The following is a 23897-nucleotide window of genomic DNA, read 5'->3' as shown; positions in this document are numbered from 1 at the left end:
CTTTAATAGTAATCCTTTCCATTATCAATGAACTTTTTTCAACCAGCTTACACAAATATTACCTGTGAACGGAGCTCTTCACCGAAGTATTTTTAAAAAGTTTTAAACTCCTCTATACCCGATTGTATTTGTGTGTAAACGCATACATTAAATATTTATTAATTTGAATCGTCTAATAATTTTTAAAAAGTGGTTGACCAGAAAAGACAAACGGCGTATTATAATCGTCAAATACGTTTTTTTGTCGCTAACAAAAACACATTTGCCTCCCTGACAAAATACAGTTGATAATGGGGCATCTAAAATAGTAATTTATTTTACCGAGTACATCAGGGGTGATTAGAAGTGGGTGAGCAATGGATATATTTAAATGGGGAATTTGTAAAGAAAGAAGATGCAAAAATTTCCGTATACGACCATGGTTTTTTATATGGGGATGGTGTATTTGAAGGCATTCGTGTCTATAACGGAAATGTTTATAAGTTAGAAGAGCATCTTGTACGTCTTTACAATTCAGCCAAGTCCATCATGCTTGAAATACCTTATACCATGGACAAAATAACCGAGATCATAATTGAAACGCTAAGAAAAAACGAATTAAACGATGCATATATTCGTTTAGTTGTTTCTCGCGGAGTAGGCAATCTCGGACTTGACCCTGCTTCCTGTAACGCACCCCAGCTGATCGTGATAGCAGAGGAACTAGCCATTTATCCTAAGGAGCTATATGAACATGGGCTCGAAATTGTAACGGTAGCTACAAGACGAAACAGACCGGATGTATTGAGTCCAAAAGTGAAATCATTAAATTATCTTAATAATATATTAGTAAAGCTAGAAGCTAGTCTTGCGGGTGTTAGTGAGGCCCTTATGCTGAATAACGAAGGATATGTAGCTGAAGGATCAGCTGACAATATTTTTATCCTTCGTGAGGGAGTTCTCTATACACCTCCTGGATATATTGGAGCTTTAGAGGGTATTACCCGTCAGGCTATTATTGAACTTGCTGAAGAATTGGGATATGCATTAAAAGAAGAACCGTTTACTCGCCATGATGTTTATACAGCGGATGAAGTCTTCTTAACAGGAACAGCGGCAGAGGTCATTGCAGTTGTGAAAGTAGATGGCCGTCTCATTGGTGATGGGAAGCCAGGACAAGAAACACAACGTCTGCTTGATGCTTTTCGACAGAAAGTTGTAGAGGACGGTGTGAAAGTTTACCCCTCAGCCTCGGAGGTTGAAGTAGGGTGAAAATTCATAAAAAAACGTGAAATATTTTAAATTATTTGTTATGATAAGAAACACGAAGAAGAGGAAAAGTAATTTTCGGTTTTAGGTATCAACAGAGAGCCGTGAAAGCTGAGATGCGGTGATACTACCGGAAGTGAACTCACCTCTGAGTGCTTTTGTGAACGAACCTTCTATTAGCAGAAGCCGGGTGCAGATGTACAATCCCCACCCGTTATCAAAACAGACAGAGAAAGAACTCTGTTGTCGAGGCGGCTGTTTAGCCGTGAAGAAGGGTGGTACCGTGAAAAGCAAATCTTTTCACCCCTTCGGTCAGGTGATCCCTGATCGAAATGGGTGGGAAGATTTTTTTTTTTACACTGTTAAGCATTTAAATAATGAAGTGGTTAACAGTATAAGTAATACTACGGCATTCAACGTACAGGACGTACTGGCGAAGCCGACTTTTTCTAACATTAAAGAAATAGAAAAGCCTTAACCGGTAATAAGGAGGAAGCAGAGATGAGTCCAAAGTTAAAAAAGGCGGATGGACGCGAATTGAAAACGGAAAATCAAGAAATGACAGGATCAAGTATGCTCATACAAGCATTGGCAAGGGAAAAAGTGGATGTCATCTTTGGTTATCCAGGGGGAGCCATTCTTCCTACCTACGATGAAATTTATCGAACCGGAATCCGCCATATCCTAGCGCGCCATGAACAAGGCGCCATTCATGCAGCGGAAGGATATGCCAGAGTATCTGGCAAACCAGGAGTTTGTGTAGTAACTTCTGGGCCTGGGGCAACCAATGTAGTAACAGGTATTGCTGATGCTATGATAGATTCCTTGCCAATGGTCGTCATTACTGGCCAGGTTGCAACTTCAGTGATTGGCACCGATGCCTTTCAGGAAGCGGATGTAGTTGGTGTTACGATGCCGATTACAAAACATAACTTCCAAGTTCGTGATGTAGAAGAGCTTCCTAGGATCATAAAAGAAGCTTTTCATATTGCAACGACAGGACGACCGGGGCCAGTTTTGATTGATTTGCCAAAGGATGTTTCCACGGCAAGCGGCTTTTTTAACTATGACCAAGATGTAGACCTCCCAGGTTATCAACCGACAGTAACACCGAATAAACATCAAATTAAAAAATTAGTTGAAGCTGTCACTAAAGCTGATAAGCCTGTAATATTAGCCGGAGCAGGTGTACTTCATTCAGGCGCTGCCAAAGAATTGCTTGACTATGTGGAGCAGCAGAAAATCCCGGTTTCAAGCACTTTGCTGGGACTGGGAGCGTTCCCTGGAAACCATGAGCTCTCTTTAGGAATGGCTGGAATGCATGGAACCTACACATCAAACATGGCTCTGCATGAAACAGATCTTTTAATAAGCATAGGAGCAAGATTTGATGACCGTGTAACAGGAAACCTCAAACACTTTGCGCCTAGGGCTAAAATAGCTCATATTGATATTGACCCGGCAGAGATTGGAAAAAATATCGAAACATCAATTCCGGTCGTAGGGGATGCAAAAGAAGCCCTCCGTATGCTTTTCGAAGCAAAGGGAACGCCATGTGATTGTACACAATGGAAAGAACAGCTTAATGAATGGAAACAAGAAAATCCGCTTTGGTATAAGGAAGAAGGAAATTCTTTAAAGCCGCAGCGGCTTATCGAAATGATTTACGAAGAAACCAAGGGAGAAGCCGTAGTTACCACCGATGTAGGGCAGCATCAGATGTGGGCAGCTCAATACTATAAATTTGACAAACCGAACTGCTGGGTTACTTCCGGAGGTCTCGGCACAATGGGATTTGGATTTCCATCTGCCATTGGGGCACAATTTGCTGAGCCGGATAAACAGGTCGTAGCTGTTCTTGGAGATGCAGGATTTCAAATGACAGCACAAGAAATGTCGATTTTGCAAGAATTAAATCTTCCTGTGAAAATTATTCTTGTCAATAACGCCTCTCTTGGCATGGTGCGGCAATGGCAGCAATTGTTCTATGAAGAACGCTATTCCAACTCTCTCTTCCCGATTCAGCCGGATTTCGTGAAAATGGCTGAAGCTTACAATATTAAGGGTTGGAAGATTGAAGATCCAAATGAAATGCAAGGAGCATTAAAAGAAGCATTAAACTACGAAGGTCCTGTTTTGATGGACTGTCGTGTTCATAAAGATGAAAATGTTTATCCGATGATTGCTCCTGGTAAAGGTCATCATGAAATGGAGGGAGTTAAGCCGTGAAGCGAACAATAATAGCGACAGTAAACAACACATCCGGGGTTATGAACAGAATAACCGGCCTGTTTGCCCGCAGGCACTTTAATATTGAGAGTATTACGGTTGGAATGACTGAAAACCCATCTGTTTCACGTATGACATTTGTAGTTAACGTCGATGATCAGCGCGGCTTAGATCAAGTTATTAAACAGTTAAATAAGCAAGTAGATGTATTAAAAGTGCGGGATATTACCGATGATGCGATTGTTGCAAGAGAGCTTGCTCTTATTAAAGTGGTGGCTGCTCCGCAGCATCGCGGAGAAATATCTGCACTCGCAGAACCTTTCCGAGCCTCAATTGTTGATGTCGGCAGAGAAAGTGTGACTCTGCAGGTCACTGGTGATCAGCAAAAGGTTGAAGCATTGATTGACCTTCTGAAACCATACGGGATAAAAGAACTAGCCCGTACAGGTATTACCGCCTTTAAACGGGGAACAAAGAAAAGTGTTTTTGAAAGCCCCAAATATTCTATTATCAATTAAAAAATTAATTACATTAAAGGAGAGAGATGAATCATGGCAAAAGTATTTTATAACGGAGACGTAAACGAAGGAGTTTTACAAGAAAAAACAGTAGCGGTTGTAGGCTATGGGTCTCAAGGACACGCACACGCTCAAAACCTAAGAGAAAGCGGTGTGAACGTAGTAATTGGTCTGCGTAAAGGTAAATCTTGGACAAAAGCAGAAGAAGACGGCTTTGAAGTTTTAACTGTTAGAGAAGCATCAGCAAAAGCAGACGTTATTATGATCTTGCTCCCGGATGAGTATCAGCCGACCATTTATAAAAATGAGATTGAACCTGAATTAACCGAAGGGAAAGCGTTAGTATTCGCTCACGGCTTTAACATTCATTTTAATCAAATCGTTCCTCCATCCGATGTGGATGTATTCATGGTAGCTCCAAAAGGGCCGGGGCATATCGTTCGACGCACCTTTGAAGATGGTGCTGGTGTACCTGCACTTATCGCAGTTTACCAAGACGCAAGCGGTCAAACAAAAGATGTTGCTCTTGCATATGCAAAACAGATTGGAGCTGGCCGTGCAGGAATTATGGAAACAACTTTCCAAGAAGAAACAGAAACAGATTTGTTTGGTGAGCAAGCTGTACTTTGCGGCGGTACTTCTGCACTCGTTAAAGCTGGCTTTGAAACATTAGTTGAAGCAGGATATCAGCCAGAAGTTGCTTACTTTGAGTGCTTGCACGAATTAAAGCTGATTGTTGACTTAATGTATGAAGGCGGCCTTGAAGGTATGCGCTACTCCATTTCTGATACAGCACAATGGGGTGACTTCCAAGCTGGTCCTCGTGTAATTACAGAGGATACAAAAGACGCCATGCGTGATATTCTTACTGATATTCAAACAGGCCGTTTTGCAAAAGGCTGGATTCTTGAAAACCAAGCAAACCGTCCAGAATTTAACGCTACAAATGACCGTGAAAATAATCATTTGATTGAAGAAGTTGGCCGTGAATTGCGTGAAATGATGCCGTTTGTTAAAGGCAAATCAAAAGGAGTGGTGGGTAGTGCGAAAAATTAACGTTTTTGACACGACGCTTCGTGACGGAGAACAATCTCCTGGTGTGAATTTGAATTTTGAAGAAAAGCTTCAAATTGCTGCTCAGCTGGACCGTCTCGGTGTTGATATCATCGAGGCCGGTTTCCCGGCTGCTTCAGAAGGAGATTTCCAATCGGTAAAAGCAATCGCCGATACAGTGAAAGGGAGCTCTGTAACTGGGCTTTCCCGCTCAGTAAAAAAAGAAATCGATGCGGCGTGGGAAGCGTTAAAAGGCGGGGAGGAGCCAAGACTGCACGTGTTTATCGCTACTTCCCCGATCCACATGACTCATAAACTTCGCATGACACCAGACCAAGTCATTGAAAATGCTGTAGATTCTGTGAAATATGCTAAGCAGCGGTTCCCTCGTGTACAATGGTCAGCAGAAGATGCTTGCCGCTCAGATATTGACTTTTTAGCCAGAATAATCGAAAAAGTTATTGATGCAGGGGCAGAAGTAATTAATCTGCCAGACACTGTCGGTTATATTACTCAAGAAGAAATCCGTCATATGTTCACGTATTTGCGTGAAACGGTGCCAAACATTGACAAAGCAATTCTCTCCACCCACTGCCACGACGATCTAGGAATGGCCGTCTCAAACTCTTTAGCAGCCGTTGAAGCGGGAGCTGGCCAAGTAGAGTGTACGATAAACGGTATTGGCGAGCGGGCTGGAAATGCTTCACTTGAAGAAATTGCTGTCGCGTTAAAGATACGAAATGATTTTTATAAAGCGGAAACCGGTTTGACATTAAATGAAATTAAACGAACCAGCAGTCTTGTCAGCAAGTTAACAGGAATGGTAGTTCCAAATAATAAAGCAGTTGTCGGGGACAACGCGTTCGCTCATGAGTCTGGTATTCACCAAGATGGTGTATTAAAAGAATCATCAACTTATGAAATTATTACGCCAGATTTAGTAGGAGTAAGCGCGAATCGTATGGTTCTTGGCAAACTTTCTGGACGTCATGCTTTTAAAGAAAAAATTGAATCACTTGGTTACAACGCAACAGAAGAGGAATTAAACAAAGTGTTTAAAGCTTTCAAAAGTCTTGCGGATAAAAAGAAAGAAATTACCGATGAAGACATTTTCGCTTTAATGACAGAAGAAAAAGCAGGGGAAGCAGTTAAATACTACGAAGTACAAGCACTTCAAGTGAATTACGGCACTAATAACATTCCTACGGCAGCAGTAACTATGCAGAACCCTGAAGGAGAAACCATCCAAGAAGCAGCAACAGGTTCCGGTAGTGTAGAAGCAGTTTATAACACGATTGAACGTATTATAGGCGGAGAAGTGAAGCTAAAAGACTATAGAATTCAATCGATTACAGGTGGGCGGGATGCTTTAGCAGAAGTTTATGTACAAATTGAGTATGAAGGCGAAGAAGCATCTGGCCGCGGTACTGCAAACGATGTATTAGAGGCTTCGGCAAGAGCTTACATTAATTCCGTCAATCGGGTGCTGAATCGTAAAAAATGGCCGCGCCCAAAAACAGAAAAAATTCATGTATAGTTATTTTGCATTAAAATCACTCACGGGATTGCACAAGGGAGAGGAAATAAATGAATAAAACAATTACAGTACTTCCTGGCGATGGAATCGGTCTAGAAGTTGTAAATGCTGCCACTGCTGTACTTGATAAAACAGGGGAATTGTACGGACATCAATTTGAATATCAATTTGCAGACATTGGGGGAACATCTATCGATAAAAACGGCACACCGCTTCCCCAGGCTACAATTGATACATGTTTAAAAAGTGATGGCGTTTTGCTCGGTGCAGTAGGCGGTCCGAAGTGGGATAACCTTCCAGGCAGTGAACGCCCGGAAAAAGGTTTGCTCGGTATTAGAAAAGCATTAAATTTGTTTGCAAACCTTCGTCCTGTTACCGGACATAAAAGTTTAACAGATTCTTCTACTCTACGAAAAGAAGTAGTAGACAACGTAGACCTTATGATTGTACGTGAACTGACAGGAGGTCTTTATTTCGGTGAACCGCAGGAGCGCCGTGAAGTTGACGGAGAAGAAGCCGCGGTTGATACTTTGCAGTACAAAAAGTCAGAAATTGAAAGAATCGTCAGACAAGCGTTTGAATTAGCAAAGGTCCGTCGTAAAAAATTGACCTCAGTAGACAAAGCAAACGTACTGGAATCAAGCAGATTATGGAGAGAAACAGCTGAAGAAATAAGCGAAGACTATCCGGAAGTAGAACTTGATCATGTGCTCGTGGACAATGCGGCCATGCAGTTGATCCGTGATCCAAAGCAGTTTGATGTTATTGTTACCGAAAACATGTTTGGTGATATTTTAAGTGATGAAGCTTCTATGCTGACTGGTTCTTTAGGTATGCTTCCATCTGCGAGTATTGGAAGTGAAGTTCCTGGGTTATATGAGCCCGTCCACGGTTCAGCTCCAGATATTGCTGGAGAAGGAAAAGCCAATCCATTAGCTGCTATAGCTTCGAGTGCAATGATGCTAAAATATTCCTTTGGAATGCATGAAGAAGCAGCAGCAATCGACCGTGCTGTTTCTACTGTATTAACAGATGGCCACCGTACAGGTGACATTGCCAAAGAAGGAGAAACAATCCTTTCAACAGATGACATGTTAGAAAAAGTCTTAGAAGCTTTGAAATAAGAACAGTTTAACGTAAAGCGAGGGAAGAAAGATGACACAACCAAAAACAATTATCGAAAAAATTTGGGAGAATCATACCGTTCTTTCAGAACCTGGTAAACCTGACTTATTGTATGTTGATTTGCAAATGGTTCACGAAGTTACTTCTCCACAGGCGTTTGAAGGTCTTCGTCTCAGCGGGAGAAAAGTTCGCCGCCCGGATTTAACTTTCGCAACGATGGACCATAACGTCCCTACAGAAAATCGTGCATCTATTACCGATGCAATTGCCAAAAAACAAATGGAAACTTTATCTGCCAATTGTAAAGAGTTTGGCATTGAAGTAGCAGATTTGGACAGTCCGGATAATGGGATTGTACACATTATCGGCCCTGAACTTGGTTTAACACAACCAGGTAAAACAATAGTCTGCGGAGACAGTCACACTTCTACACACGGAGCGTTTGGTGCGCTTGCATTTGGTATTGGTACAAGTGAAGTAGAACATGCACTAGCTACCCAAACATTGTGGCAGTCTAAACCAAAAACAATGGAAGTTCGCGTAAATGGTCGCTTGGCACCAGGAGTAACTGCTAAAGATATTATTCTTGCTATTATCGCTAAATATGGTGTTGATTTTGGTACAGGTCACGTACTCGAATATACAGGTGAGGCCATTAGCGGACTTACAATGGAAGAAAGAATGACTATCTGTAATATGTCGATCGAAGCTGGTGCAAGAGCAGGTCTTATCAGCCCGGACCAAGTAACGTTTGATTATCTAGAAGGACGTGAAAAAGTTCCTTCAGGAGAAGCATTCACTCAAAAAGTGAAAGAATGGCAGGAGCTTGCTACAGATGAAGGTGCTAAATACGACGCTGTTGTAGAGATTGACAGCAGTGAGATTGAACCGATGGTTACTTGGGGCACTAATCCTTCACAAGGTGTAGGAGTCAAAGGTGTGGTTCCTTCTCCAACCGATGCAAACTCTAGTGCTGATCGAAAAGCAATCGAACAATCATTAGAATATATGGATTTAGAACCAGGAACAAAAATCACAGATATTTCTATTCAACATGTGTTCATCGGTTCCTGTACCAATGCGCGGATCAGTGACTTGCGTGCAGCTGCAAAAGTAGCAGAAGGACGTAAAGTAGCAGACGGCATTCGGGCGATGGTTGTACCGGGATCCCAAAAAGTAAAGCTGCAAGCAGAAAAAGAAGGACTTGATAAGATATTTACCGAAGCGGGCTTTGATTGGCGCGAATCAGGCTGCAGCATGTGCTTAAGCATGAACCCTGACTTTGTTCCTGAAGGTGAACGCTGTGCGTCTACTTCTAACCGAAACTTCGAAGGCCGTCAAGGAAAAGGTGCGAGAACCCACCTTGTCAGCCCTGCTATGGCAGCTGCTGCAGCAGTAAACGGTAAATTCGTTGATATCCGAAACTTAAATGAGCCGGCTGTTAAATAAAAAAGCGGAAATGCCCTTGCTTTGCCCTGATGGTCCAACTTGTGCTGGAGGTTCGCGCTTTCAGCAGTGTTCTTTCACCAGGGGAATCAAGTGGCGGGGTTGAAGCTATTGCCCTGATCAATATAAAGAAGGTGATGAGTATGGAACCAATAATCAAACACACTGGTAATACAGGCGTTGTACCTCGTGTGAATGTAGATACAGACCAGATTATACCAAAACAGTTTTTAAAACGAGTAGAGCGTACAGGCTTTGGACAGTTTCTTTTTTTTGACTGGCGTTTTCTTGCAAATGGCAAGGATAACCCTGATTTTGAATTAAATCAGTCTCATGCAAAAGATGCCTCTATTTTAATAGCAGATCATAATTTTGGATGCGGCTCTTCTAGGGAACATGCTCCATGGGCGCTTCAGGATTATGGGTTTCGTGTAATAATTGCTCCGAGCTTTGCAGATATCTTTTATAATAACTGCTTTAAAAATGGCATTCTTCCTATTAGATTGGACGAAGAACAGGTTTATAAATTGATGGAAAATGGGAAAGATGAAGTATATGAAGTAACCGTCGATCTTCAAAACCAAAATATTACAGACGAGAACGGTTTTGAAGCAAGCTTCGAAATTGATCCATACTGGAAAGAAATGCTATTAAAAGGTTGGGATGAGATCAGCCTTACGCTCCAGTATGAAGACAAGATTGGCCAGTACGAAGAGAAGATGAATGTATAAAACAGGAAGACGGCCTGTAATGGGTCGTCTTCTTATTTACACTGTTAGAAAAATATACATTTAATTAGTAAACTGTATAAGTAAAACTACGGTTCAACGTCCAGGAGTATTAGATGCCGCCAATTGCCAAGGGATGTGTTCAGATCAAAGAGTCATTTAGAAAGGGAAGGACAAGGATAGCTAAGTATTTATCACCGACCTTTCAGGCTAGCTAGACGCTTTTCTATAGGCGGCTATCTTTACACGGCGCTAAGCCGGGTTTTTCTAACAAAAGCAGTTTGTCGTACTGGAATAAGGAGGACATGGGATGAAGAGGGAAGGCGCCAATAACAATATCGTCCCTTTTCCTGGATCAGCAGACAGACTGGTAAACGAAGGGTTAAAGAAGTTAAAAGAAGGAGATAAACAGAAAGCGCTTCAACAGTTTATAGAAGCTTTAATGCATAATCCCGACCATGAAGATGCTTCATATGGGCTGCTGCTAGCATATGCAGATACTGGCCAGCTATTAGAAGGAAAAAAGTGGGCGGAAAAAATGATGCAAAAAGCCTCAGGAGATTATTTTGAAGTACTTCAAGTTTATGTCTCCATTCTTGCCCAGCTAGGAGAATATGATAAAGTAGTTACCATATTAGAGGCTGTACAAGCAGAAGATCAATTTCCTGCCCGTATGGCAGAACAGCTTTTTGAGCTGCTAGAGCTTTCACGGCATATGGCTAAAACAGAGATAGAGCAAGTTGATAACAAACAAGAAGATGGCGGAAATGACATTCCTCCTTATGTTTTAGAGGAATGGGAAAATCGTTTGCGAAATGGAACATCAGAGCAAAAACTGGCTGCGCTCGGAGAAATGAGAAGCCTGGGACCGGGAGAAGCGATGCCAATTGTAGAAAAGCTGCTTGCTGATCAACACTACTCTCCTCTTATGCAAAGCTTTTTGTTATTCTTATTGAAAGATTGGAACGTTAATAAAAACGTGTGGGTAGAAAAGTTAGATCGTAAAGGAGAGTTCTCTCCTGCTGCTCTTCGTCCGATTGAAGAAAGTACGTCGTACATAAAATCTTCCCAATTACTTGAAGAAACATTGGGACATAAAGATCCAGTTTTATTGAAAAATGCCCATCACTTACTGCGGGAAATACTGTTGTATTTTTACCCGTTTCCCCCGTCTGTACAGATTGAATCTCTAGCAGCTGTTCTGCATTTTGAAGCTGCAGATCAATCGGGTGAAAAAATGGACGTCTCGTCTCTATCCATTCAATATGGAATAGCGGAGAACAGTTTTTTTCAAGTGCGGGAAGAATATGAAAAATTAAAATCAAAACTATCTGACATTTAGGTCGAAGAGACCCTTACAGCATTTTCTGTACCCATTTTCCATTGAAATGAGTATGCGATATGTTATAATGTAATGGTTGTAAAAACGGATATTACCTATGATACTTGGAGGGAAAAGATAAATGAGCGCCAATTGGGAAAAGCAAGAAGGCAACCAGGGCGTATTAACTGTCGATGTAGAATCTGATAAATTCGACAACGCGTTGGACCAAGCATTTCAAAAAGTAAGAAAGCAGGTAAATGTACCTGGTTTTCGTAAAGGTAAAGTACCACGTAAAATATTTGAACAACGCTTTGGAGTAGAAGCACTCTATCAAGACGCTATTGATATTATTCTTCCTGAGGCTTATGCCCAAGCAGTAGAAGAAGCGGGAATTGATCCGGTAGACCGCCCGGAAATTGATGTCGAACAAGTAAACAAAGGGGAAAACTTTGTATTTAAAGCGACCGTTACCGTGAAGCCTGAAGTACAGCTTGGCGAATATAAAGGACTTGAAGTAGAAGAATACGATACATCAGTAAGCGATGAAGAGGTAGAAGAAGAATTAAAACAACTTCAAGAAAAGCAAGCAGAGCTTGTCGTTGTAGAAGACGGAGAAGTACAAGACGGCGACACTGTCGTTTTAGACTTTGAAGGGTTCGTTGACGGAGAAGCTTTTGAAGGCGGACAAGCTGAAAACTATTCACTCGAAATCGGTTCTGGTCAATTTATTCCAGGTTTTGAAGAGCAGCTTGTGGGTACAAAAGCGGGCGAAGAAAAAGATGTTACGGTAACATTCCCGGAAGAATATCATTCTGAAGACTTAGCTGGCAAAGAAGCTACGTTTAAAGTAAAAGTTCATGACATCAAACGTAAGGAACTTCCTGAATTGGATGATGAATTTGCAAAAGATGTCGATGAAGATGTAGAAACAGTTGATGATCTTAAGAAAAAACAAGAAGAAAAGCTTAAGCATGACAAAGAACATGCAAAAGAGCATCATGAACGAGACACTGTAGTAGAAAAAGCTTCTGAAAATGCTTCTATTGACATTCCAGATGCTATGATCTCAACAGAAATGGACCGCATGATGCAAGAATTTGATCAGCGTTTGCAAGCACAAGGTATGTCTCTTGATATGTACTATCAAGTAGCTGGTACTGACGAAGAAGGCATGAAAGAACAATTTAAACCTGAAGCAGAAAAGCGTGTGAAGATGAATCTTACATTAGAAGCAATTGCTGATGCTGAAAACATAGAAGCAACCGATGAAGATGCGGAAAAAGAACTAGAAAAAATGGCTGAAACGTATCAGCGTGATAAGGAAGAAATTCGCAGTCTTCTGGCTATGCAAGGCGGTACGGATGCACTAAAGGGTGACCTTCGCATTCAAAAAGCGATTGATATGCTTGTAGAAGAAAGTAAAACCGTACCAAAAAAAGAAGCTGAGGAAAGCGAAGAATAATGTCAATGTAAACAAGCCCTAAAAGCCGAAATGACTTTTAGGGCTTGTTTTTACACGGCTTGGGAACTATATAATCTAATCGGTTACCGGCTCTCTACATACAAGTATATTAAGGATGCTGCCACAGGAGCAGTATACAAAGCGGCAGGCCCAAATTTATAATCAGCATATTCATATCAGCAAAACATCAGGTGAGAATTAACTTTGTTAATAAAATGTTTTTCTCTTTTATATAGGAAGAAAAAAGGGTATAGTAGGTAGCAGAACATAGTCCAAGGATCCTAAGGGCAAATTTCCAGCTGTATACATAGCTTTAAAATTAGTTCATACGCTAAAGGATTGTTTTTAAAAGGAAGGGAAGGCTAATATTTAAAGTTTGGTTACCTTTAGATGCAGGATATTCCTTGCAGTTTATCGTATTATTTCATGTCGGGTGTTTTTGTATGATACAATGCAAACCATAACCTGATTATCAGAAGTCTAATAAGATGTGCACGGCGTTTCTGATTCAAAGATAAAAGAAAAGTTGTTTTGGTGTACTGAATATCATTCGTTCGTGTACAATATATAAGTAAGGGGTGAAGACCATGTTTAAGTTTAATGAAGAAAAAGGACAACTGAAATGTTCTTTTTGTGGAAAAACACAGGATCAAGTACGGAAACTAGTGGCTGGTCCTGGAGTTTATATATGTGATGAGTGTATTGAACTTTGTACGGAAATTGTTGAAGAAGAACTAGGTACAGAAGAAGAGGTAGAATTTGAGGAAATTCCGAAGCCTTATGAAATTAACGAAATTCTAGATGATTATGTTATCGGCCAGGAGCGGGCAAAAAAGTCTCTAGCCGTTGCTGTATATAATCATTATAAGCGTGTTAATTCAGCCACTAAACCAGAAGATGTAGAACTCGCAAAAAGTAATATCTGCTTGATTGGGCCTACAGGAAGCGGGAAAACCCTTTTGGCTCAGACACTTGCTCGGATTCTAAATGTACCTTTTGCGATTGCAGATGCTACTTCATTAACTGAAGCCGGGTATGTAGGGGAAGACGTTGAAAATATTCTTCTTAAACTCATACAGGCTGCTGACTATGATGTAGAAAAAGCAGAAAAAGGAATTATCTACATTGATGAAATTGATAAAGTAGCCAGAAAATCTGAGAACCCATCCATCACTCGCGATGTTTCCGGCGAAGGGGTGCAGCAAGCTCTCTTAAAGATTTTAGAAGGAACAACAGCAAGCGTTCCTCCACAAGGCGGACGCAAGCATCCTCATCAAGAATTCATCCAAATCGATACTAGTAATGTCTTGTTTATTTGCGGAGGGGCGTTTGACGGCATCGATCAAATTGTTAAACAGCGTCTCGGTAAAAAAGTCATTGGATTTGGATCGGATACCGAAAAATCTGATTTGGATAAAGATGAATACATGAGCAAAATACTGCCGGAGGATCTTCTGCGTTATGGTTTGATCCCAGAATTTATCGGACGTCTGCCTGTTATTTCAAGCCTTTCTCAGCTGGATGAAAAAGCATTAGTAGAGATTTTAACTCAGCCTAAAAACGCTCTCGTGAAGCAATATCAAAAGCTGCTTGAAATTGATGAGGTAGAACTAGAATTTACAGAAGACGCTTTAAAAGAAATTTCTCAAAAAGCAATCGAACGTAAAACCGGAGCGCGCGGCCTCCGTTCCATTATTGAAGGAATTATGCTTGATGTGATGTATGATCTTCCTTCAAAGGATAACATCACTACTTGTACGATTACAGCAGAAAGTGTGACAGATGGAACGTCACCTGTTCTGAAAACAAAAGATGGAAAAGAAATTTCATTAGATCAAGCAGATACAAAAGAAAGTGAAAGTGCATAGCTTCCATGCTGTATACCGTCCTGGCTAACCATTAGCCGGGGCGTTTTTTTGTACATTAAAACCAGCGCACCTCACGATACACTACCGAGCGAATGAAAATAAATTCATTAAAGTGTAAGTAAAGACTAAAGCTTCCAACGTACAAGACGTATTAATCTCGCCGCTGCCGCTCCATGTGGCGTGGTGACTTCTACGCTGCACACTTGACGCCAAAAACATCAAATCCGACGGCATTGGCGGCGTTAGCACGTCCTGTGCGTTTTTAGCAGAAGTTCTTTACCTAGTTTATTCATGGGCGGCAAGCTAAGTTTTTCTTTAAGGAACAAGGTGTTAAACGCAGTTCGTTCAATAAAAAATAATACTTACGGTTTGGGTAGTAAGTTTTAATAGAATACGGTGGAGATAAAGGTTTCATTTTATACTTTAGGTGAGTTTTACTTTGTTAAAGTATCAAAGTATAAGCATAACTACGACTTCCGCCATTTGGATTTGGCGGTAAGTCGAGTTTTTCTAATATTTATTGTAATATAGCAACTTTTTACGCATTTTGTATTTCACTGTGTCTATCTTACTTTTCTTTATATTCGCTTTAAAAAACTATTCGAAAGACTAATGATTTTTTCAGAATTATTTGATAACATAATTATAATTATATGGAAGGGGTGAAAGCATGAAAAGGAGCTGGTTTCGTTATTTGCTGACTGGTGCCGTCATTGCATCTCTGCTTCTGCCTGCTGGTGTTGGACAAGCTCACGACAAACTGGGGGACAGCGTAGAAAAAGGGGTTAATTATGAGGAGCTGGACTATGAATTTGATGGGCCTGTATTAGAGGGGACAAAAAATGTAAAGCATCTTAAAGAAGTGGCGGCAGTGGAACTTGAGGATCATGAAGATGGTTATAAAACGACGATGGCTGATGTATATGCCTACAAAGGTTTTGCATATGCAGGTACCCATTTGACTGGCAATAACGCAAATGGAGGAGTACATGTGTATGATTTAAAAGATCCTTCTAATCCTGAAAAAGTATCTTCATTTGCCGATGAAATTCCTGGGACCTGGCAGGAGAAAGTCATCGTAAAAACAGTCAATACAAAACATTTTAATGGGGATTTAGCTGTTGTGAGTGTCCAGCAGGTGGACCCTGGTAATGAAGACAGTCAAGGAGGATTCTTGCTTTATGATGTTACAAATCCTCATGAGCCGGAAAGATTAGGTTTTTGGGAAGTAGATAAACGAACGATAGGGACACATGAGTTGTATTTAACAGTGCAAAATGGAAGACCGCTCGTTTTAGCCGCTAATCCATATACAGATTACTTCACCCATGGAGAATCGAAGGATTTTCAAATGGTAGATGTTTCTGATCCTGCTAATCCAGAAACTATCTATGAATTCGATCCTAGAGAATTAGAGGATGTATCTGAAGACTTTAACGGCTACCATTGGGAAGCACCAGACGGCAAAACGCGTCCGGTTTTTAACCACAGTACTATGACAAATGAACAAGGAACACTTGCCTACCTTTCTTTTTGGGATTTAGGTACAATCATTCTTGATATATCAGATCCAGAAAATCCAGAGTTTTTAAGCCGGACAGAATATGCTTCTGATCAGCAAGGTTCGGCGCACTCAAGTGCGACAGCCAAAGGCGGGAACATTCTTATCGAAACAAGAGAAGTGTACAACCCTACAAAAGAAGGCTACGAAGAATCTTACGGCTATACTCGTATATTTGATATAAAAGATGAGACGGATCCAAAACTATTGAGTGAATTTAAAACGGATCTTGTTGATAATATTGAAGACGGTGTAACATTCGCAAATACGGTGCACGATCCGAAAGTACGCGGCAATACTTTGTATTTGTCCCACTATGCAGGCGGCGTGTATGCGGTGGATATAACGGATCCATCTAATCCTGAACAAATTGGGCAATATCAATCCGAATGGGCTGATGTATGGGGAGTCTTTGTAGACCGCAACTATATTCTTGCTTCTGATATGCAAAGCGGATTAAAGGTACTGCAGAAAAACAATCGAAAGAATGAGTAAAAACACGTTAAAGTCCATGACCCTGCTCGGGGGTCTTGGACTTTTTTTTTTGCAGATTGGGAAGCTGAGTAAAATCCATAGTTACCGGGAATAAAAAACTCGGCGAAATCTCTCGTTTAGAAGTCGTATGTTTTTAAAGCAGATCAACCATACTAAAGATCACATAGACGGATGGAAAGGGGGAATATCCAATGAATTTTACAACGATTGCGCTGCTCATACAGCTTGTTTTCGGTGTTATCATTGGAATGTATTTTTGGAATTTATTAAAAAACCAACGATCACAAAAAGTAACGGTTGACAGAGAGTCAAAAAAAGAGATGGAGCAGCTAAGGCGTTTGCGCTCCGTATCTTTATCAGAGCCGCTTTCTGAAAAAGTGCGCCCTTCGGAATTAAAAGAAGTCATCGGCCAAAAAGAAGGAGTTAAGGCATTAAAAGCTGCTCTTTGCGGTGAAAATCCACAACATGTTCTTATATACGGTCCGCCTGGTATAGGAAAAACGGCAGCTGCGCGTTTAGTATTAGAAAGTGCTAAGCGTAATCCCCTTTCTCCTTTCAAAAAGGAAGCAGCTTTTGTGGAGATGGATGGAGCAACTTCTCGTTTTGATGACAGAGGAATTGCAGATCCGCTGATAGGATCCGTTCATGACCCAATTTACCAAGGGGCAGGAGCAATGGGACAGGCAGGCATTCCTCAGCCAAAACAAGGTGCTGTTACAAAAGCGCACGGGGGTATGCTTTTTATCGATGAAATTGGGGAACTTCATTCGATTCAATTAAATAAATTACTGAAAGTACTTGAAGATAGAAAAGTATTTCTTGACAGCGCATACTATAGTGAAGAGAATAGACAAATACCAGTTCACATTCATGATATTTTTCAAAACGGCCTGCCAGCAGATTTTCGTCTTGTCGGAGCTACGACAAGAAGACCTGAAGAGCTTCCGGCAGCCTTACGTTCCCGCTGTATGGAAATTTATTTTCGCGGCCTTGATGTGGAGGAAATTAAAACAATTGCCAAACACGCTGCCAAAAAGAGTAAAATAGTGCTTACCGAAGAAGCGGCAAATCTTGTATCGGAGTATGCTCACAACGGAAGAGAAGCAGTAAATACCGTACAAATAGCAGCAGGTGTAGCAGCAGAAGAAAATAAAAAAGAAATAAATAAAGAAGTGATAGAATGGGTCGTTGCGGCCAGCCGTCTGAGCCCGCGTCTAGAAAAACAAGTGAGAGAAGAGCCAGAAGTTGGTGTTGTAAACGGTTTAGCTGTTACTGGTGCTGGAAACGGTATACTGCTTGAAATTGAGGCAACAGCTAAGAAAGTGAAAGGAAAAGGAGAGGTAACCGTTACGGGAATAGTTGAAGAAGAAAACCACGGCAGTCCTTCTTATTCCATGAAAAGAAAAAGCCTTGCTAAAAGCTCTGTCGAAAATGTTGTAACGGTCCTTCAATCTCTTCATTTACCGGTGAAAGATTATGACATTCACGTAAACTTTCCTGGCGGCATACCAATAGATGGCCCGTCTGCTGGAGCTGCGATGGCTCTTGCAATATATTCGGCTATCAAACGGTTTAACGTTAATGAAAAAGTAGCAGTGACCGGAGAGCTTGGAATACATGGCGATATTAAACCAGTAGGTGGAGTAGCTGCAAAAGTAGAGGCTGCTGTTAAAGCAGGTGCAACCCGCATTTTTATCCCGAAAGAAAATGACCAAAAAATTTTTCATAAGTATGAAGGCGTTACGGTTCACCCATTAAAAAGAATGGAAGAACTGTTAAAAGAAGCACTAACTGCCGATGAAAAAGAAGAGTGGAAAGATTCTGTGCTTCCACTTCACGAGGCACCAGTATCACCAGCTGGATTATCTTAGAATTGATCTATCTTTATTTTATACTTTAGGAAAGTTTAAGTTAAAGGAACAAAGTATAAGTAAAACTACGACTTCCGCCATAACTACTCGGCGGCAAGCCGAGCTTTTCTATATCAGACAGTTTGCGCTTGTCTGCTGCAAGCCAGTCATTAGACAAACAGATGATCAATAGGATAGAATTATTACTAAGTTCTTGTCTCTCGGGTGTTAAAAAAATATAAAGGTAAAGCCCGCTTCACGAAATGCTATATAAAAGCGGGCTTTTTTTCACAAGAAAATGGATACATAGAAGGAACGATATGTATGACTATCCTGTTGCAGCAGGTATACTAAAAACAGATTATTGGGGGTGTTGTCTGGTGAGTGAACAAAATACTCGAAACATACCGTTGCTTCCTTTGCGAGGCTTACTTGTTTTTCCTACGATGGTGCTGCATCTTGATGTGGGCCGGGAGAAATCAGTACAGGCGCTTGAACAGTCAATGGTAGATGACAGTGAAATTTTCCTAACCAGCCAAATCGATTTATCCGTAGATGAACCAGATGAAGAAGATATGTATCATATTGGAACGTTAGCAAAAGTAAAGCAAATGCTTAAACTCCCGAATGGTACAATACGTGTGCTAGTTGAAGGACTTGAACGAGCTAAAATCAAACGTTTCTTAGACCAAAAAGATTACTTTGAAATAGAAATGGCTGTCTTAAATGAAGAAGAAAACGGTAATGATTCTGAAGAACAAGCGTTAATGAGAAATGTCATTGAACAATTTGAGCAATATGTAAACATATCAAAAAAAGTTTCAAATGAAACGCTGCAATCCGTACAAGACATAGCTCAACCAGGACGTCTTGCTGATATTGTTTCTTCCCACCTGCCGCTGAAAGTCTCAGAAAAGCAAACACTGCTTGAGACCGTCAATGTACGAGATCGTCTCATGCGCATTTTAGAAATTTTAAATAATGAAAAAGAAGTGCTCGGTCTCGAACAAAAAATTGGACAGCGCGTAAAAAAATCAATGGAAAAAACCCAAAAAGAATATTATCTTCGTGAGCAGATGAAAGCTATTCAAAAAGAGCTCGGAGATAAAGAAGGAAAAACGGGTGAAGTCGAAGAATTACGGGAAAAAATAGAAGAAGCAACGATGCCTGAAAATGTGGAAGAAAAAGCATACAAAGAATTAGACCGCTATGAAAAAATGCCTTCCACTTCAGCAGAAAGCTCTGTCATTCGAAATTATATTGAGTGGCTTACGCAGCTGCCATGGACAGAAGAAACAACTGATCGTCTTGACATTAATAATGCACAAGAAATTTTAGATGAAGACCATTACGGATTAGATAAAGTAAAAGAGAGAGTACTTGAATATTTAGCCGTACAAGAGCTGACACAATCTCTGAAAGGACCGATTTTGTGCTTATCAGGTCCGCCAGGGGTAGGAAAAACATCCCTTGCCCGTTCAGTTGCCCGAGCTTTAGAAAGAAAGTTTGTGCGGATTTCACTAGGCGGGGTAAGAGATGAGGCAGAAATTCGCGGCCATCGTCGCACGTATGTAGGAGCGATGCCAGGACGAATTATTCAAGCAATGAAAAAAGCGGGCTCAATTAATCCAGTATTTTTACTAGATGAAATTGATAAAATGGCAAGTGATTTCCGCGGGGATCCATCGTCTGCGATGCTTGAAGTTTTAGATCCTGAACAAAATAATGCTTTCAGTGATCATTATATTGAAGAAACTTATGATCTTTCTAAAGTAATGTTTATTACGACGGCAAATAATGTTTCTGCTATTCCAGAACCACTGTTAGACCGCATGGAAATTATTTCAATTGCTGGTTATACAGAAATTGAAAAGCAAGGTATTGCAAAAGGGTACCTGCTCCCAAAACAAATTAAAGAACACGGTTTGACTAAAGGGAAAATTCAAGTAAAAGATGATGCACTTCTTAAGCTTATCCGTTATTACACAAGAGAAGCCGGTGTGCGGAGTTTAGAACGAGAAATAGCAACGGTCTGCCGGAAAGCTGCAAAAAAAATTGTTTCAGGGGAAAGAAAAAGAGTCATTGTCACTCCTAACACGATAGAAGAAATGCTAGGTAAGCCTAAATTCAGGTACGGGCAGGCAGAAGATGTTGATCAAATCGGCGCTGCGACTGGTCTTGCTTATACAACAGGCGGCGGAAATACATTATCGATTGAAGTATCGCTTGCAAAAGGGAAAGGCGAGTTAACGCTAACAGGTAAACTCGGTGATGTTATGAAAGAGTCTGCTCAGGCAGCATTTAGTTACATTCGCTCCCGGGTGGATGATTTAAAAATTGAACCGGACTTCTATGAAAAATATGATATTCACATTCATGTTCCAGAAGGGGCTACCCCAAAGGATGGTCCGTCTGCTGGGATAACAATGGCTACAGCTCTCATATCCGCGCTTACTGGACGAAAAGTAAAAAAAGAAGTAGGTATGACTGGAGAGATTACACTTCGCGGAAGGGTTCTTCCAATCGGCGGCTTAAAAGAAAAAAGCATGAGTGCTCATAGAGCGGGGCTTAAAAAAGTCATTATTCCAAAAGAAAACGAAAAAGACTTAGAAGATATTCCAGAAAGTGTAAGGGAGGACCTTATGTATATCACTGTCTCACATCTCGATGAGGTACTAAAACATGCATTGGGGGAGGAACATGAAGGTCAATAAAGCGGAGCTGATTATCAGCGCCGTAAAATCAGAACAATATCCAAATAACCGCCTGCCGGAAATTGCACTGGCAGGTCGGTCTAATGTAGGAAAATCTACTTTTATTAATACGCTCTTAACGAGAAAAAACTTAGCACATACGTCTTCCAAACCAGGAAAAACACGGACACTCAATTTCTATAATATTAACGATGATCTCATTTTTGTTGATGTTCCAGGGTATGGCTATGCAAAAGTCTCAAAAGCGGAACGAGCATCTTGGGGAAAGATGATTGAAACATACCTTTCCGAACGAGAAGAACTGTGCGGTATCGTACAGATAGTAGACATAAGGCATAAGCCAAGCGCAGAGGATATCCAAATGTATGAGTATTTGAAGTATTTTGAGCTTCCGGTTATTGTTATCGCTACAAAAGCTGATAAGGTATCAAAAAATAAACGCCCAAAACATCTTAAACAAGTAAAAGAAACGCTGCAAATGGAAAAAGAGGATAAAATTATTTTATTTTCCTCTGAAACAGGGCAAGGCAAAGACGAAGCATGGAAAGAAATACTGCACCTTACCTAATGTGAAGGTAAGACATCGAAATAATTATCTTTTTTTTAACAGAGCCAAATAAAGGCCGACTCCTAATAAAACGAACGGAGCAAATCGCAAAGCAGGGGCCAAAAGAGTACTGTCAAGGAAACGGTGAAGTTCCTCTTCAAAAAAGTACACCCCGCTTACTGCTAATAATAATAAACCGCTAAACCATCCAGAAGACCTTGTTTTTAAATAATCCATTAAAATAGCAATGCCTATAATCGCTCCATACATGCCAGGATGGTCAGGCCAATAGGATGATAGGCTGACAAGGTGTAAATGAGCACCAAGCAGTAATAATAAGATTCCAGGTAAAAAAGAAAGCGAGGCACGAGAACTTAACGCCTCAGCTGTGAATGCCAACCCGGCAATCAAGAGGATTGTCGGCCATTTCAGCCATTGGGCCGGCACGGAAAAATTCCATATATGAATTATCATAAGAAGTCCTATGCCAGCAAGAAGGATGCCGTAAAATATACTTTGTTTTTTCATGAAGGGGCCTCCATCAGCAAACGTTTTTTTCGATTACTTATCTTATCATAGATGTCAGCGACTGTTCACATTTATTTTTGGAAGCAGTTGATGTGCATGTTATAATAAAAAATGGTATAACTATATTAAGTAAACTTTTAAAAGATAGAATGACAATGAAGTATTTGGGGTTCACAAGCGGCGTTCCGCCAGCTTCGGGCAGCTGTGAAGAGCGCATCCGCTTTTTAAAAGGAATTTTAGTAGGGGGTGACACATCATGCACATATTAGCAGCTGGACTAGATTATAAAACAACCCCTGTGGAAATAAGAGAACAATTGGCGTTTCAGGACGATACCCTTCCGGATGCGCTTCACCAGCTTCGCGGTATGAAAAGCATTTTAGAATGCACAATTGTTTCTACTTGTAATCGTACAGAAATTTATGCCGTTGCTGATCAGCTGCATACCGGCCGCCATTTTATAAAAAAGTTTTTATCACAATGGTTTGATTTGCCAGTCGATGATTTCAGCTCTTATTTAAACATTCGTGAAAATGATGCTGCGGTACAGCATTTGTTTCGGGTTGTAACTGGTCTTGATTCAATGGTGTTAGGGGAAACACAAATTCTTGGCCAGGTGAAAGACAGCTTTCTTTTAGCCCAGCAGGAAGACTCTACAGGAACTGTCTTTAATGAATTATTTAAACAGGCGGTCACTTTTGCGAAAAAAGCTCACCATGAAACAGAAATTAATGATAATGCTGTATCCGTCAGTTATGCAGCGGTAGAGCTTGGGAAGAAAATTCTTGGAGATTTTAAGGACAAGCATGTCATGGTCCTTGGCGCTGGGAAGATGAGTGAGCTGACGGCAAAGCATCTTCATTCAAACGGCGCAGCAGAGATAACTGTGTTAAACCGTACGTATGCAAAAGCGGCTGAACTTGCTGAAAAGTTCCTTGGCAAAGCAGAAAGTATGGATCATCTTCAGACAAGCATCGCAAAAGCTGATATCATTATCTCTTCCACAGGTTCAGGGGACTATGTTATTAACAAGAACATGGTAGAGAAAGTGTTGAAAAAACGAAAAGGACGGCCGCTCTTTATGGTCGATATAGCAGTTCCAAGAGATCTTGATCCGGCGATCGACAGTCTGGACAACATTTTCTTGTATGATATTGATGATTTACAAGGGATTGTTGCTGCTAATTTAGAAGAGCGCAAACAAGAAGCAGAAAAGATAGAAGAAATGATTCAGGCGGAATTGGGCCGGTTCAAAGAATGGGTGCATACGCTTGGAGTTGTTCCTGTTATTTCTGCCCTGCGGACAAAAGCGTTAAATATTCAATCGGAAACGATGCAAAGCATTGAACGCAAGCTTCCTGATTTGAGTGAGCGGGAGAAAAAGGTACTGCGCAAACACACAAAAAGCATCATTAATCAAATGCTTCGTGATCCGATTACAAGAGCAAAAGAAATTGCCGCTGAGCCGGACGCAGATGAAACGCTTGCTTTGTTTACAGAAATATTTGCACTAGAAGAAGAAGTGGAATTGGCGAAGGAAGCGGAAGAACAACAGGCAAAAGTAGAGGAAGCAGAGTCCGAATGGACGAGACAAAAAAAACATTCATTCCTCCCTTACGCCTATGGAAAAGACGTAAAAGTCCGCTCCTAAGAGAGGAGTTTTA

18 protein-coding genes and 1 other annotated feature are annotated in these 23897 nt (G+C 40.9%); of the genes, 17 read left to right on the top strand and 1 reads right to left on the bottom strand.

Features of this window, described 5'->3' with window-relative positions:
• Window positions 1-345: 345 nt before the first annotated feature.
• The 16 genes from ilvE (at window position 346) to yihA (ending at window position 21726) form a co-directional block, all read left to right on the top strand.
• Window positions 346-1251 carry a branched-chain-amino-acid transaminase gene (ilvE, locus tag CEF16_RS10020; protein ID WP_091581970.1) on the top strand — a complete coding sequence of 302 codons (906 nt, stop codon included), beginning with the start codon at window positions 346-348 and terminating at the stop codon, window positions 1249-1251.
• Between the two features lie 46 nt (window positions 1252-1297).
• Window positions 1298-1559: a binding site (T-box leader), on the top strand.
• Window positions 1532-1726 carry a hypothetical protein gene (locus tag CEF16_RS10015; RefSeq protein ID WP_139185904.1) on the top strand — a complete coding sequence of 65 codons (195 nt, stop codon included), beginning with the start codon at window positions 1532-1534 and terminating at the stop codon, window positions 1724-1726. (Overlaps the previous feature by 28 nt.)
• 23 nt (window positions 1727-1749) lie before the next feature.
• Complete coding sequence (gene ilvB / locus CEF16_RS10010; RefSeq protein WP_091581977.1) at window positions 1750-3477, top strand: acetolactate synthase large subunit; 1728 nt, start codon at window positions 1750-1752, stop codon at window positions 3475-3477.
• Window positions 3474-3995 carry an acetolactate synthase small subunit gene (gene ilvN / locus CEF16_RS10005; protein ID WP_091581980.1) on the top strand — a complete coding sequence of 174 codons (522 nt, stop codon included), beginning with the start codon at window positions 3474-3476 and terminating at the stop codon, window positions 3993-3995. Before ilvB ends, ilvN begins: the two co-directional genes overlap by 4 nt.
• 33 nt (window positions 3996-4028) lie before the next feature.
• The gene (gene ilvC, locus CEF16_RS10000; protein WP_091581983.1) at window positions 4029-5051 is read left to right on the top strand and encodes a ketol-acid reductoisomerase; all 1023 of its coding nucleotides are present in this window, start codon (window positions 4029-4031) and stop codon (window positions 5049-5051) included.
• Complete coding sequence (locus tag CEF16_RS09995) at window positions 5038-6585, top strand: 2-isopropylmalate synthase (RefSeq protein WP_245917826.1); 1548 nt, start codon at window positions 5038-5040, stop codon at window positions 6583-6585. The genes ilvC and CEF16_RS09995 overlap by 14 nt, the downstream gene beginning before the upstream one ends.
• A 50-nt stretch (window positions 6586-6635) precedes the next feature.
• Entirely contained in the window at window positions 6636-7709 is a 1074-nt protein-coding gene (gene leuB / locus CEF16_RS09990) for a 3-isopropylmalate dehydrogenase (protein WP_091581989.1), read from the top strand.
• Between the two features lie 31 nt (window positions 7710-7740).
• Window positions 7741-9159: a 3-isopropylmalate dehydratase large subunit gene (leuC, locus tag CEF16_RS09985; RefSeq protein ID WP_091581992.1), complete on the top strand. Its 1419-nt coding sequence runs from the start codon at window positions 7741-7743 to the stop codon at window positions 9157-9159.
• Window positions 9160-9299: 140 nt separating this feature from the next.
• Window positions 9300-9887 carry a 3-isopropylmalate dehydratase small subunit gene (gene leuD / locus CEF16_RS09980; RefSeq protein ID WP_091581994.1) on the top strand — a complete coding sequence of 196 codons (588 nt, stop codon included), beginning with the start codon at window positions 9300-9302 and terminating at the stop codon, window positions 9885-9887.
• 307 nt (window positions 9888-10194) lie between these two features.
• A complete protein-coding gene (locus CEF16_RS09975; protein WP_091581997.1) occupies window positions 10195-11226 on the top strand; it encodes a tetratricopeptide repeat protein in 1032 nt (343 codons plus the stop codon).
• Between the two features lie 121 nt (window positions 11227-11347).
• Window positions 11348-12670 carry a trigger factor gene (gene tig / locus CEF16_RS09970; protein WP_091581999.1) on the top strand — a complete coding sequence of 441 codons (1323 nt, stop codon included), beginning with the start codon at window positions 11348-11350 and terminating at the stop codon, window positions 12668-12670.
• Window positions 12671-13257: 587 nt separating this feature from the next.
• The gene (clpX, locus tag CEF16_RS09965) at window positions 13258-14538 is read left to right on the top strand and encodes an ATP-dependent protease ATP-binding subunit ClpX (protein ID WP_091582002.1); all 1281 of its coding nucleotides are present in this window, start codon (window positions 13258-13260) and stop codon (window positions 14536-14538) included.
• A 670-nt stretch (window positions 14539-15208) separates the two neighbouring features.
• Complete coding sequence (locus tag CEF16_RS09960) at window positions 15209-16594, top strand: LVIVD repeat-containing protein (RefSeq protein WP_091582004.1); 1386 nt, start codon at window positions 15209-15211, stop codon at window positions 16592-16594.
• 191 nt (window positions 16595-16785) lie between these two features.
• Window positions 16786-18465: an ATP-dependent protease LonB gene (gene lonB, locus CEF16_RS09955; protein WP_091582007.1), complete on the top strand. Its 1680-nt coding sequence runs from the start codon at window positions 16786-16788 to the stop codon at window positions 18463-18465.
• Between the two features lie 299 nt (window positions 18466-18764).
• The gene (gene lon, locus CEF16_RS09950) at window positions 18765-21158 is read left to right on the top strand and encodes an endopeptidase La (protein ID WP_091582010.1); all 2394 of its coding nucleotides are present in this window, start codon (window positions 18765-18767) and stop codon (window positions 21156-21158) included.
• Entirely contained in the window at window positions 21145-21726 is a 582-nt protein-coding gene (gene yihA, locus CEF16_RS09945) for a ribosome biogenesis GTP-binding protein YihA/YsxC (protein WP_091582013.1), read from the top strand. The genes lon and yihA overlap by 14 nt, the downstream gene beginning before the upstream one ends.
• A gap of 24 nt (window positions 21727-21750) precedes the next feature.
• On the opposite strand, the gene CEF16_RS09940 is transcribed toward yihA, so the two are convergent.
• Window positions 21751-22233: a hypothetical protein gene (locus CEF16_RS09940; RefSeq protein WP_091582016.1), complete on the bottom strand. Its 483-nt coding sequence runs from the start codon at window positions 22231-22233 to the stop codon at window positions 21751-21753.
• Window positions 22234-22489: 256 nt separating this feature from the next.
• On the opposite strand from CEF16_RS09940, the gene hemA reads away from it, so the two are divergent.
• Window positions 22490-23884 (top strand): glutamyl-tRNA reductase, encoded by a 1395-nt coding sequence (hemA, locus tag CEF16_RS09935; RefSeq protein ID WP_091582019.1) that lies wholly within the window; start codon window positions 22490-22492, stop codon window positions 23882-23884.
• Window positions 23885-23897 lie beyond the last annotated feature (13 nt).

Origin of the sequence: Alteribacillus bidgolensis, assembly GCF_002886255.1 — a bacterium.
Lineage (GTDB): Bacteria > Bacillota > Bacilli > Bacillales > Marinococcaceae > Alteribacillus > Alteribacillus bidgolensis.
The sequence above is the reverse complement of the archived record's forward strand: the minus strand, read 5'-3'. Positions and strand labels throughout refer to the sequence as shown.